We start from the raw sequence: 12,645 nt of genomic DNA, 5'->3' as shown, positions 1-12,645 counted from the left end.
CTATGACAGCATGGCCACACTACGCCTCTCGCGCGCAGATTAGCGCCTATACAGCCACCATAGTGGGAATCCAATTAGTATCTTCAGGCCCTAGTTGCTATCACTGCCAATGCGGGAGATACTGACGCCAAAACAAGCGCCAGCAGCCAAGTATTGCGGCGATAGGTCTTCACAGATCGGGGAGTCGGCTTATTAGCAATCGACAGGAAGACCACCCACCATGAAAAAAATTGTGATCGTCGGCGGCGGCGCCAGTGGACTAATTCTGGCCACGCGGCTCGGGCACTATTTCAGCTTTACTCCGTTCCTTCGGAAAAGGCGCGATTCCCCCGCAGCACAAGTCACTCTGGTAGACAAAAATCGTACCCATATTTGGAAACCCTTGCTCCACCAGGTCGCAGCCGGTGCCTTGGACGCCAATATGGACGCCCTCAATTACCAGGTTCACGCTCGTGCCAATGGCTATGAGTTTCAACTTGGCGCCCTACAGTCCCTCGACAGAAAACGCCGTGTTGTCACTCTGGGAGCAGTCCTGGATGACGAGGGTAATGAGCTGGTGCCTCCCCGCGAGCTTGAATACGATTATTTAGTGCTCTGTATTGGTAGCAAGAGCAACGATTTCCACACCCACGGTGTGCGCAAAAACTGCGTTTTTCTCGACAGCAGTGAACAGGCACAGAAATTCCACCAACAACTTCTCAATTACTTTCTGCGTCTGGAAACCCACACCAGTAAAAATTTGCAGATTGCCATAGTCGGTGGCGGTGCTACCGGGGTAGAGCTATCGGCGGAATTAGTCGACGCGAGCAAGCAAATGGGCAACTATGGGCGAATTAGCCCAGATTCTATTGATATCACTGTCATTGAAGCCGGGCCGCACCTGCTGCCGGCCCTGCCGACACGCTTGGGCAATAATGCCGAATCCGAACTGAGTAAAATGGGAGTGCGCGTACTCACCAATTGCAGTATCACCAGTGCCAGCGCCTCAGGTTTTACCACTGGCGACGGCAGGGAAATTCCCGCAGCAATTCGCCTCTGGGCCGCCGGGGTCAAAGCGCCGGAATTCCTTAACCATCTCGACGGGCTCGCTACCAATCGTCTTAACCAGATAGAAGTGAAAACCACTCTACTGAGCCAAAGTGATCCACATATTTTTGCCATGGGAGACTGTGCCAGCTGCATTGACGGAAACGAACAGCGGGTACCACCACGCGCCCAGGCGGCACAGCAGATGGCCAAACTCACCGCCAACAATCTAATCGCTTTAATTGAGGACAAACCTCTGGAGCATTTTTACTATCGGGATCGCGGTTCACTAGTTTCCCTGAGTAAATACACTGCAGTGGGAAATTTAATGGGCACACTGGTAAAAGGCAGCCTCACCATAGAAGGTCGTATTGCCGGCTTTGCCTACCGCTCCCTATATCGAATGCACCTGGCGGCAATCCACGGTTGGCCCAAAGCCATGCTGCTCTATCTAATCGGTCAGGCCAATCGTGCAGTCAGTCCACGCCTTAAATTGCACTGATAAAAAAATAAATTCATAGATAAGGCGACCCTACCGGGTCGCCTATAGTTTGTTGATCTGCAAGCATTCATTAACTGCTTCAGATATTTAACCTACCCCAGATAATTCGAGCTTGCATACTTCAGATAAAATATTTTTCTTCGTACACTAAGCTAAATATTTTTATCCCTTAATCGCCGCAGGCTAACATAATTTTATCTTATGCAATATAAACGTATCGTTGTACTAACCGGGGCCGGCATCTCGGCGGAATCTGGTATTCGCACTTTTCGCGGGGCTGATGGCTTGTGGGAAAACCAGCGTATTGAAGATGTCGCCACCCCCGAAGCCTTTGAACGTAACCCACAACTGGTACAGTGCTTTTACAACGAACGCCGCCAACACCTACTGTCAGGTGATATTGCTCCCAACCCTGCCCATCGAGCCTTAGCCGAACTGGAAAGAGAATTTGACGGAGAATTTTTATTAGTCACCCAAAATATCGATGACCTGCACGAACGCGCCGGTAGTCGCAACCTGATTCATATGCATGGCGAACTGCTCAAAGCGCGCTGCAGCGTTAGCGGCCAGTTGTTTTCCTTATTTGGAAAATTACAGGTTACGAATCGCTGTGACTGCTGTGGGCTATCCGGCACCCTGCGCCCACATGTCGTTTGGTTTGGGGAAATGCCATTGCAAATGGAGACTATTTACGAGGCCTTGAGCCAGTGCGACCTATTTATCAGCATCGGTACCTCCGGCAATGTCTACCCGGCGGCCGGTTTTGTGGAGTGCGCTAACCTGGCAGGTGCGCACAGCGTGGAATTAAATTTGGAACCCAGCAGTGTAGGCGATGCCTTCGCCGAGCACCGCTATGGACCAGCCTCGACAATTGTCGGTGGTTTTGTAAGGGAACTGCTCGGCTAGGAAGAATATCAGTTAAGGACTACTGCACTTCCGAGTGCTCAGCGATTTTATGTTCTCTACTGTCCTCACCATAACGCTGTAGCAAGGTAGTCACCTGGCTGCGATCACGGATAACAATATAGAGCCGATCGTATTCATCCGACTCCCTGATCGGAGTACCTTGCTCCCCTCCGAGCAGCGCCACAATCTCTGGAGTAGTGTTGCTATGCCCCACCACTAAGATGCGATCGCCAGCCTGCTCCAGTTCCGTAGCAAACTCTTTTAATTTGCGGTAGTCATAGCTTTGAATCGGCAGGCCTCGCTGCTCGGCCAGTGGACGGGCAGTTTCCTTGGTACGAATAAAGTCGGTGCTGAACACCGCATCAATTTCCACACCCTCGAGTATCCGCGCCAATTGTTCGGCACGCGCCTTTCCGGCCTCCGCGAGTTGCGGATCTCTACCAGCATCCGGCCCCTGCTGTTTTTCCCCATGGCGCACCAGATAAATAACCTGGCTACTAGCATTTGATGGCGCGGTATCTGCCCAGACATTGAGCCCAATCAGGGGCATAAAGCAAAAGATCAACAAGCCAACAATTCGGGTAAACACAACAGTACTCTCTTAATCCAATAATTGGCTGGAAGTTATGCAAAAGATATTAGAGAAAGTAAACCCGTATTCGATGAAATACAGGAAAATGCGATTAATTTTTTAAGAAGTGTAAAGAATACTGGAGCGAGAATTATCCAGCACCGGTATTACCGGTACTGGATAGGAAGCCTGAGAGGAGTTAGATCTTCCACTCTTTAATGGTGTCCAGACCGTATTCATCGATCCACTGGCTCAGCGCTTTAGGGTTGCGCTTTTTCTTTTCTACAGTGGCACCGGTATAAGGATTGCGGTAGTGCCCAGTTTCCAGTTTAGGCTCGGCGGACTTGCTCGCAGTAGCAGCAGCGCGGCGACCGCGACGGGGGGTATCACCCTCTTTTTTCAGGTGACGGGCCACACGAGACTTAAGAGTCTGTATGTAGTCTGGAGCGTCTTCATCATTCAGCTGGTCTACCAGCCACTCAACGACCTGACGGCCACGTGCAACGAAGAATTCCTCTTCTTCCATGTGGTATTCGGCGGCCAGGTTGACCAGTGCCTTATCAAAAGCAATAACGCCATCTTTTTTGCGTTCTGCCTGAGCCATTTGCTCCTGCAGTTCTTCTATTCTTGCCTGATGTTCGGCAATTTGTTGTTCGAGTTGTTCGTATTCCTGGAACATTCAATAAACCTCAACGACGGTTATTAAAAATACAGAGAAAACACTGTGACGGAAACCGACACAGAGTCGAGCCCGGTTATTCGAAATATCAAAATTGTTAACAGCACCACTAGCCGATTACAGGCGGTTAAGTGATGTTATATTCGGCATATTACGAATTAGCCGAATGTAAAAACGAGATATCGTCGCACCGGTAGACCCCAGTGCTTGATATGTTCGGCAAATACATTATTAAAAGCTAGCCGACTTCAGCCATCTCCGGTATTGAACCCGAAACACTGATTATATTTCTCGGCTGAGGTCGCGAATAATAATCTTTCGCCAACAAATATCAACTGTTTACGCTCTATCATTTGAATATAATAGGATTCTTCGCTCTTATCGCTAACAAAGTGTAACAAAGGCGGGGATATCTGCCTCAACAAAAGGATATTCAAACACTCCTGTTTTGGCTATATTGTATCCGCAGTCGCCAATTGCAAATTATTGCACAGACTTTTGCTATAGCACCCATTGCAAAAAACCATTGGATAACCATTGTTAACTATGTCCAATACCCACAATATCCATCATATGCCCACTTTAGCGGCACTGATGACACCGTTTCCCTACCATATTGATATCAATGCCACGGTCGAGGAAGCCCTTGCGTTGATGGAAGAGCACAAGGTGCGCCATCTGCCGGTGACCCGCGCCGGTGACCTGGAGACGGTTATCTCTAAAGGGGATATCGAAAGGGCCAACGCACCCGGACACCGTTTGGAAGAGCAACAACTCTATGTCCACGACCTGTGCGCGCGCCGGCCTTTTATTGCCGATATCCACGACCCATTGGATAAGATTCTAATGGCCATGGCGGATACCGGTATTGGTTCTGTGCTGGTCATGCGCGAGGGGGAACTTGTGGGTATCATCACAGTGACCGATATCCTGCGCTTTTGCGGCAACTACCTTGCGGAGCTCGCACAACCGGTGGACGACTCCATCGCCTGAATTCAGAGGGGCCATACCCACAGCAGCATGGGGATACTCACAACCACCACCAGTATCTCCAGGGGCAGGCCCATGCGCCAATAGTCGCCAAAATCAAAACCGCCCGGCCCCAGGATCAGGGTATTGTTCTGGTGGCCCACTGGCGTGAGAAAAGCACAGGATGCACCGATCGCCACCGCCATTAAAAAGCTATCTGGATTCACCGCCAATTGCTCGGCAGTACTGATGGCAATTGAGCACATCACCGCTGCGGTGGCCACATTGTTCATAAAGTCCGACAGCGTCATGGTGATGATTAATATCAAGGCCAGAGCCACTACCGAGCTGCCCTGAGCCAGATTATCCAGCAACATTTGTGCCACCAGATCCGCCGCGCCTGTACTTTCTATGACCTCAGCTACAGCGATCAGAGTACCCAACAAGACAATCACCGAGCCATCCAGAGCCTCGTAAATATTGCGTATCGGCACAACCTTCAGCGCCATAAAAGCCAGCACACAGGTGGCGAATGAGACTGCCGCCGGTACCAAGCCAAAGGCCGCGCCAGCAACCCCCAACGCCATGGCAATCAGGGCGATCGCGGCCTTCTCCTTATTGGGCATGCCGATATCCCGCTGTGCCAGAGGCACACAGCCCTGATCCCGTGCAAAATTGCTGAGGTTGTCATCAGGGCCCATCATCAACAGGGCATCCCCCGCTTGCAGCGGTGTTGAGCGCAGGCGCCGCACGGAACGACGCCCACGTCGGGACAGGGCCAGCAGGTTGATCTGGTAGCGGGTAGAAAGGTGTACAAACTGAATTGAGCGCCCCACCAGGAATGAATCGGGCATCACTACCAGTTCACGAAGCTGCATTTCCTCACCGGCGGGAACACCCTTATCTTTATCCTGATCTTTTTTCCGCCCATCTGTATCCTCCAGTGGTCTTGCGCCGCCGAGCTGTACAACAACCTTTTTGTCCTTTTCGGTTTCAGTACCCCCCACCATTTTCAGCCCTAGCCTGGTCAGACTCGCCGCCAGGGATTCCGGCTCGGCCTCAATCACTAGAATGTCCCCGCTTTGCACCCGCTGCCAGGGAGCGACCGCCGCGACTCGTGCATCGCTTTGTACCAACCCAACCACCTGTGCATCCTCGGCACTCAGCACCTTGCCAATTTCTCCCAGGCTCTTACCCACGGCCGCACTCTTTTCCCCAACCAGTGCCTCAGTCAGATAAGTTCCAGTGTCAAAACTGGCCGCACCCGCCTGGCCACGACCGGGTACCAAGCGCCATCCCAGCAGGCCAATAAACAACAAGCCCACCAGAGTCACCACTAAACCCACCGGTGTGAAATCGAACATGCCGTAACTACCGGCCCCGGCGCTATCGCGGAAACCAGAGACCACCAAGTTTGGCGGCGTACCGATCAAGGTGGTCATGCCACCGAGAATCGTTGCAAAAGACAATGGCATCAACACCTTACCCGGGGCCAAGCCTTGCTTTTCCGCCATATCCGTCGCTACCGGCATCAATAGCGCCAAAGCCCCTACATTGTTCATAAAGCCTGATAAGAGAGCGCCGAGCCCGGTAAGCAGCAACATAGATATTGTGATGTTGCCGCTACGCGGTACTACCCGCTGAGCCAGGGCAGCCATAGCACCGGTATTCTGCAGGCCGCGACTTAGAATCAGAACGCTGGCCACGGTAACCACGGCGGGATGACCAAATCCGGCAAAGGCTCTTTCAGGAGGGATCAATCCGAAGAAAACACAGGCGAGCAGGGAAGACAGCGCCACCATATCGTGACGCCAGGGCCCCCAGATAAACAGTGCTATCGTAATCGCGAGAATGATTAAAATCAGCAGCTGATCGAAGGTCATATAAAGGAGCGCCTAATGCAACGCACAGGGAAATTCCCACAGGGCGACCTATTCAGGGTATACAAGGATTCAAGATAAAGAGGAAAAATGGCGCCAGAACACTGGGCCTATCGAGAGGTATTTATGTCGCAATTTACTTCTTCCGCCTTTGTAAGCGAAGAAATTCGCTTGGAAAAAGAAATAACTAGAAAGAGTTCCAATCGCACATCCCTGTGCCTTTTAAGGGCAGCGTTGCTGTCCCAATTAAGCTAGGGTGAAAGTCACCGCCCGTTCCTCAAGGGGATAAAACTGGGTGCCCACCTTGATACATACCCGCTGAGTACTGCAGGAAAACCAGCCTCGGTATCCCGTTACCTGGAGGCTACTGTGAGTTGAAGCCATGCTTTGCAACAGACGCTGCGCCCAGGGCCTCAGTTTTTCACCGTCATAGCCCGAGCCACAAGCACACACATGAAGATTCACGAAATTGGCGGGTAGTCCCTCTTTAACCAGGGTACTTGCCAATCCTGCGGGTGTGTACGTTTTCCATTCCCCCCCAGTCCATTTAGCCGTTCCATTTACATACACTTTTTTCTGTACATTTTTTCCCATGGAACGCTCAGCGCCGATCATCTGACCATCGGGCGCCCCCGTTCCGTGCGTAACAATATAAAGGATATCCTCTGGCCTCAGTTTACTGAGGCATTTATCGACCCAGCGATACATCGCTTTCCCAATACCAGAAGTTACCTTATTCGCAAGTATCTGGTTCACTGGGATATTCCAGGCTCCAGCCAAGTTCTTCGCATACTCCTGCATTTCATCGCTATTAATGGGAATATAAATATAACTTTTTGCCATTATAAAACTTCCCTGGGTCACTGAAGTTTCTAACGGAAGTAAGAACCGTAGCAATCCGTGATTTGTATAAAGATTGCTTCTGTTTAACCCGTAATTGAATCCAGCCCCAGTTTTAATCAACCTTGATAATAAATATGACTTTTGGGCTCACCCTTAAGTCTTCTTAAAGTTAGCCATATAAATACCGATAAAAGCTAATGAAATTTGCAAAATGGAGTTGTCATAACGCGACACAAATTGAGGTTGTTGACATTTTTATCTTTTATGCTTGCAAGATACGGGACTTTAGGTTTCATTAAGTGAATAATTTCTATTAATGGTAATGGCTATTCAAGAATATCTTCCGGTAATTGTTAATTTCCCAAAAGTAATTAGAAGCTCTAGTTGTCGTTTTTAAATTCGAAGTGGAGGAGAGCAAGGAAAGTGAACCATTGTTTAAAAGCAGATGAATGGAAACTTTTTCTTTTCTAGATTCAGAGCCCTAAAGCCCCCAAGAAAAAGTAAATATCCGTTTTAATTAGCCTGAAAATCGCCCCCTTACTGCCACACTGCCATTTCAATCGAAGACTCAAGCAAATCTTGGTTAGTTCTTACTAACATATCAGTAAAACTCTGCCCCCTATCTAGGATCTTTTAGGGCCTTTGTTCAAACCGAACCAACTCACTCCCAAACCGATATTCAAACTTGTGGGTAAGCAAGCATCAAGGCGCGGTACAATCTGAAGGCTATACCTGCAACGTGCAGGTCTGGGTGCTTTATTCTCAACGCTTCAGCATATGTGGAGACTCTCATTGCGGCACAATACTGCGAATTACCGGGCCCTTTTCCTCAACGATATTCCTCTGCTGGATGTGCGCGCACCGGTGGAATTCCAACGTGGAGCCTTTCCCTGTGCGGAAAATCATCCGCTATTGGATGACCAGCAGCGTGAGTTGATAGGTACCGAGTACAAGCAACAGGGTCAGCAAGCGGCTATCGATTTGGGCTGGAAGCTGGCCACTCCGGAAGTGGTTGAGCAAAGGCTGCAAAATTGGGCTGCATTTATACATCGCCACCCCCAGGGTTACCTCTACTGTTTTCGCGGAGGCCTGCGCTCGCGCACTACACAAAAATTATTGCGGGAGATGGGAAGTGATTACCCATTGATTGAAGGTGGCTACAAAGCCATGCGCACTTATTTGCTCAACGAGCTGGACAACCTAAGCCAAAAGCTGCCACTAGTCGTAATTGCCGGTCATACTGGCAGTGGCAAGACAGAACTGATCCAAGGCAGTGAACGTGCACTCGATCTGGAGGGAATTGCCCGACACCGCGGCTCCAGTTTTGGCCGCACTGGTTGTGAACAACCATCTCAAATCGATTTTGAAAACCAAGTAAGCATCGATTTACTCAAACTTTCCCAAGCAGCCGGACCCGTTTTTATCGAAGATGAAAGCCGGCTTATTGGCCGCTGTGCCCTGCCCCCGATACTGCAAAGTGCCATGAAAAAAGCTCCCAGAGTCCTGGTGGAAGAACCACTGGAACAGCGGGCTCAGCGTATTGTGTGCAGTTATGTGAGCGAGTCCCTGCCGCGCTTTAAAGCTACAGAAAAACCCGCGGTTGCCCTGGGGGAAGACCTGCGCAACAGCCTGAGTAAAATTCGTAAACGTCTCGGCGGACTGCGCTATCAAATGTTGGATACACAATTGATTGAGGCCAATCTGGAATTACAGCGCAGCGGTAACTGTGAGGCCTATATCCCGCTCGTTATGACTCTGTTGCGGGAATATTACGATGGCAGTTACAACTACCTGATGGAGAAGCGCGAGAGCAACATCCTGTTTCGAGGCAGTTTTTCCGAAGTGAAAGAATGGCTGAAGCAAGCCAGCACAACTGGTAGTAGGTATTAAAATGAAATCCGTATTTTACCGTGGCTTAGTGCACTACAAACGCATTGTTTGACCAGGAGATAAAACCGGAGCTACAGCCGATAGGACTTAATTAAACCTTATGGGCCAAACGGTGTAATTTGAAGCGACGCAATAAAATCCAGTCCCTCAATTTATGCGGTAACCAGCGCTCAAGCCAGGGCAACAGGCGGCTGCGATTGCCGATACGTACCAGTGCGCGCGGACGTTTACGTAGTAGTTCACGTACCAACTTACGCGCCAGGGAACTGGCCAGTGTGGCATTCTGTTGAGATTCCTGTGCTCGGGCGCGCACCACTTCTTCCTGGCGCTTATACATTGAATCCGGGGGCAAAAGACCACGCAGTGATACTTCCGCGTGTCGGCCGAACTCCGAGGCAATAGCCCCAGGCTGCACCGTCATAACGCGAATCCCAAAAGGTTTTAATTCCAGGCGCAAGACGTCCGAGAGAGTGTGCAGGGCCGCTTTGGAAGCACAGTAAGCTCCAGAGAAAGGGGTAGCCAAAACACCGGATACGGAACCGATATTACAAATTACAGCGCCCTTGCCCGAGCGCATCAACGGCACACTGGCGCGCGCCAGTGCCAGTGGGGCAAACACATTAGTGCGGAATTGATTTTCTAGGGAGCGGGTATCCAGCTCCATCAGCGGACCCATCTGCCCGTAACCGGCGTTGTTGATCAATATATCCAGACGACCATAGGCGGCCTTGAGAGCGTGTAGTACACGGTTAATATCCGCCTGATTGTTGACATCCAGAGCTTCGGTGGCGATACCCAGATCTGCCAATTCCTGCAGACTTTCCGGTCGCCGGGCGGTGGCTATAACAATAGTGCCCCGCCGATGCAGGGCCAGGGCCAGTTCGCGGCCAATACCGCTGGAACAGCCGGTTATCAGAGCGACTCTGTCGGGTGCCACATAACCACGACCAATTTGTGCAAGGCTTTCTGCGGCAAAGCTATCGGGAGATTTTCGAAAACTGGATACTGGCGGTTTGTTCACGGGGACTGCTCCGTTTACTGGTTCGACTCCTCCGACACGGCCTGGGGTTGCTCAATCAAGCCAATAATATTGCCGTAAGGATCGAGAAAACTCGCCATTAGTACGCCCTCGCCAACATCCACCACATCGCTGTGTTGTCGCGCACCCATGGCTCCAAGACGCTCGACCTGCGCGGCCATATCCGCAACCGCCCAGTAGGCAATCACTCCATCCGCGCGGCTGATCGCGCTGCGCGCATCCGGATTCAGGCCCAGTTCACAGTGGCCAAGATGAAACCCCACGTAACAATCGCTATCGAAATAGGGCTCCTTCTGCAGCAGCTCCGAATACCAGGCGCGGGCCTCTGCAATATCTGTTACACCGTAAATAACTGTATGCAAGCCGAGAAACTGCTCCATTGAGACACCCTGTTATTTAATTTTTATCCGCTGGGTGGAGCACTATGGCGCAGCTTATTGCAGCTCCTGCTCCAATTGCTCCAGTAGGTCGATGGGTTCCAGCTCCACACCTTCCAGCTCATCGTTCCAATTCAACCCCACCAGCAATACATCCTCGTGCATACCAGTGAGCCAGTCATCCATAAATTCTTCCAGGTCGATAGCTACCGCCTGGTAATCCGCCCAATCGCCCTCACAATGTGCCTGGGCAAATTCCCGCTGAGACCAAAAGGGCATCACTTCGGTCTGTGGGCGCTTTTCGGATTCGCACAACGCAAAGCCCTCTTCCCCCTGCAGCGCCCAGACGCAGCCCTGTTCAGCGGCCTCCGGTAAAAAGCGTGCGCAGTTTTCTTCAAAATCGTCAGTTAAGGGTTCGCTTTGCATAACATCTTCGCTTGATAAGTTTGCCAGCAGTTTACGCCAGTTTGTCCCCTGCACCAACGCAAAGACCACGGCTCTGGCATCAGGCAAAACTGCTCTACTTCCGTCCCTCAGGACTTTTTAAATGACACTCAGGGACGGAATAAACTTGAGTAAGTGGCTTTAGGAATCCAGCTCAAATACCGCCATAGATTCCACATGGGACGTTTGCGGAAACATATCCATGACACAGGCCTGCTTAAGACGGTAACCCAGCTGAACCAATTCCCCGGCATCCCGCGCCAGAGTCGCCGGATTACAGGACACGTAAACAATTTTCTGCGCCTTGAAACGGGCGATACCACGCACCGCTTGCAAGGCGCCATCGCGCGGAGGGTCCAACAAAATTTTATCGAAGCCGCCGCTGGCCCAGGCCTTTTTCACCATTTCCTCATTCAGGTCGGCAGTGTGAAAGCGCACGTTGTTCAGTCCGTTAAGTGCGGCATTTTCCTTGCCTCTTTGGGTGAGAGCGCCAAGGCCCTCAATGCCTATAACCTCCCCCGCGCGGCGTGCCAGTGGCAGGGTGAAATTTCCCAGTCCACAGAAAAGATCCAAAACCCGCTCGCCGTGTTGCGGGTCCAGTAACTGCACCGCACGGCTCACCATCTGTCGGTTGACCTCGAAATTCACCTGGAAGAAATCCATCGGCTGGAAGTGCAGGCTCAGGTCAAATTCCGGCAGGCGGTAACTTAGCCAATTCTCACCATTCTCTGGCCACAGAAGCTGCATCGAACCCGTATCGCCAGGTTGTATATACATGTGTATACCTGATGATTCAGCGAAGCCCAGCCAGCGCTGCCGATCCACTTCCGATAAGGGCTGTAGGTGGCGTAAGACCAAGGCCGCCACATCATCACCGACCGCCACTTCCAACTGGGAAAAATGCGCGCGCCCCTCGCTCTCCGCTACCAGTTGCTTTAACGCGGGAATATGTTGAGCAATAGAGGGGTGCAAAACATGGCACTCATCGATATCGGTCAACTCGTTGCTGCGCTTTTCGCGAAAACCAAAAACGAGTTTTTTGCCTTTTGCCGATTTCACCAGGCGAATGCCGATACGCGCCTTGCGCCGATAGCCGTAAGGTTCGGCCAGCAGAGGAGGCAAAATTTCCTCGGGTTCAATACCAGCAAAACGGGCCAGCTGATCCAACAAAATTTTTTGTTTTTCGACAATTTGCGCATCGTCCTGCAGGTGTTGCAGGGAGCAGCCCCCGCACAGGGACACATGGGGGCAGCGCGGTTCACAGCGCAGTGGCGAAGCCTGGATTATCTCACTGGCAACACCTTCATCGAAGCGAGCCCGATGAGCGCTATAACGAAAACGCACCTCTTCACCAGGCAGGGCATTATCGATAAATACTGTTTTTTTCCCCACATGGGCGAGACCGCGCATATCGTGGCTAAATTTTTCCACACAGGCTTCTGCCTGAGTAGGCAAAGGTTTTTTTACCGTCTTGCGCGGAGTGATAAAACGCGGTTTTCTGCTCATAGGAAATTACTGA

12 protein-coding genes are annotated in these 12,645 nt (G+C 51.2%); 4 read left to right on the top strand and 8 right to left on the bottom strand.

From position 1 onward, the window contains the following. Positions 1-220 precede the first annotated feature (220 nt). The gene (locus tag LC073_RS00875; protein ID WP_226642370.1) at positions 221-1,528 is read left to right on the top strand and encodes an NAD(P)/FAD-dependent oxidoreductase; all 1,308 of its coding nucleotides are present in this window, start codon (positions 221-223) and stop codon (positions 1,526-1,528) included. 201 nt (positions 1,529-1,729) lie between these two features. Beyond that, positions 1,730-2,434, top strand: coding sequence for a Sir2 family NAD+-dependent deacetylase (gene cobB, locus LC073_RS00870; RefSeq protein WP_226642368.1), 705 nt, complete (start codon positions 1,730-1,732; stop codon positions 2,432-2,434). 19 nt (positions 2,435-2,453) lie between these two features. Here cobB and LC073_RS00865 read toward each other — a convergent pair whose 3' ends face one another. Beyond that, on the bottom strand, positions 2,454-3,023 hold the full coding sequence (locus tag LC073_RS00865; RefSeq protein WP_226642366.1) for a SixA phosphatase family protein: 570 nt from the start codon (positions 3,021-3,023) through the stop codon (positions 2,454-2,456). A gap of 181 nt (positions 3,024-3,204) precedes the next feature. Further along, entirely contained in the window at positions 3,205-3,684 is a 480-nt protein-coding gene (locus LC073_RS00860; RefSeq protein WP_226642364.1) for a DNA binding protein, read from the bottom strand. Positions 3,685-4,230: 546 nt separating this feature from the next. On the opposite strand from LC073_RS00860, the gene LC073_RS00855 reads away from it, so the two are divergent. After that, the gene (locus LC073_RS00855) at positions 4,231-4,677 is read left to right on the top strand and encodes a CBS domain-containing protein (protein WP_226642362.1); all 447 of its coding nucleotides are present in this window, start codon (positions 4,231-4,233) and stop codon (positions 4,675-4,677) included. Positions 4,678-4,679: 2 nt separating this feature from the next. On the opposite strand, the gene LC073_RS00850 is transcribed toward LC073_RS00855, so the two are convergent. Both LC073_RS00850 and LC073_RS00845 read right to left on the bottom strand, forming a co-directional pair. Continuing rightward, complete coding sequence (locus tag LC073_RS00850) at positions 4,680-6,536, bottom strand: SLC13 family permease (RefSeq protein ID WP_226642360.1); 1,857 nt, start codon at positions 6,534-6,536, stop codon at positions 4,680-4,682. A 243-nt stretch (positions 6,537-6,779) separates the two neighbouring features. Continuing rightward, entirely contained in the window at positions 6,780-7,376 is a 597-nt protein-coding gene (locus LC073_RS00845) for a hypothetical protein (RefSeq protein ID WP_226642358.1), read from the bottom strand. A gap of 792 nt (positions 7,377-8,168) precedes the next feature. On the opposite strand from LC073_RS00845, the gene mnmH reads away from it, so the two are divergent. After that, a complete protein-coding gene (gene mnmH / locus LC073_RS00840) occupies positions 8,169-9,266 on the top strand; it encodes a tRNA 2-selenouridine(34) synthase MnmH (protein ID WP_226642356.1) in 1,098 nt (365 codons plus the stop codon). A 91-nt stretch (positions 9,267-9,357) separates the two neighbouring features. On the opposite strand, the gene LC073_RS00835 is transcribed toward mnmH, so the two are convergent. The 4 genes from LC073_RS00835 to rlmD form a co-directional block, all read right to left on the bottom strand. Next, a complete protein-coding gene (locus tag LC073_RS00835; protein WP_226642355.1) occupies positions 9,358-10,287 on the bottom strand; it encodes an SDR family oxidoreductase in 930 nt (309 codons plus the stop codon). 14 nt (positions 10,288-10,301) lie between these two features. Beyond that, a complete protein-coding gene (locus LC073_RS00830) occupies positions 10,302-10,685 on the bottom strand; it encodes a VOC family protein (protein WP_226642353.1) in 384 nt (127 codons plus the stop codon). Positions 10,686-10,739: 54 nt separating this feature from the next. Further along, positions 10,740-11,195, bottom strand: a complete 456-nt coding sequence (locus tag LC073_RS00825; RefSeq protein ID WP_413231419.1) for a DUF2750 domain-containing protein — start codon at positions 11,193-11,195, stop codon at positions 10,740-10,742. A 72-nt stretch (positions 11,196-11,267) separates the two neighbouring features. Continuing rightward, a complete protein-coding gene (gene rlmD / locus LC073_RS00820; RefSeq protein ID WP_226642351.1) occupies positions 11,268-12,632 on the bottom strand; it encodes a 23S rRNA (uracil(1939)-C(5))-methyltransferase RlmD in 1,365 nt (454 codons plus the stop codon). Positions 12,633-12,645: the final 13 nt, after the last annotated feature.

The sequence above is a fragment of the Microbulbifer variabilis genome, assembly GCF_020524905.1.
Lineage (GTDB): Bacteria > Pseudomonadota > Gammaproteobacteria > Pseudomonadales > Cellvibrionaceae > Microbulbifer > Microbulbifer variabilis_A.
Note: the sequence above shows the minus strand (reverse complement) of the source record. Positions and strands in the feature narration are given on the sequence as shown.

Excerpts from the sequence above, each read along its gene's own strand:
- rlmD (WP_226642351.1), bottom strand. The coding sequence starts at position 12,632 with ATGAGCAGAAAACCGCGTTTTATCACTCCGCGCAAGACGGTAAAAAAA.
- cobB (WP_226642368.1), top strand. The coding sequence starts at position 1,730 with ATGCAATATAAACGTATCGTTGTACTAACCGGGGCCGGCATCTCGGCG.
- LC073_RS00855 (WP_226642362.1), top strand. The coding sequence starts at position 4,231 with ATGTCCAATACCCACAATATCCATCATATGCCCACTTTAGCGGCACTG.
- LC073_RS00830 (WP_226642353.1), bottom strand. The coding sequence starts at position 10,685 with ATGGAGCAGTTTCTCGGCTTGCATACAGTTATTTACGGTGTAACAGAT.
- LC073_RS00875 (WP_226642370.1), top strand. The coding sequence starts at position 221 with ATGAAAAAAATTGTGATCGTCGGCGGCGGCGCCAGTGGACTAATTCTG.
- LC073_RS00860 (WP_226642364.1), bottom strand. The coding sequence starts at position 3,684 with ATGTTCCAGGAATACGAACAACTCGAACAACAAATTGCCGAACATCAG.
- LC073_RS00845 (WP_226642358.1), bottom strand. The coding sequence starts at position 7,376 with ATGGCAAAAAGTTATATTTATATTCCCATTAATAGCGATGAAATGCAG.
- LC073_RS00850 (WP_226642360.1), bottom strand. The coding sequence starts at position 6,536 with ATGACCTTCGATCAGCTGCTGATTTTAATCATTCTCGCGATTACGATA.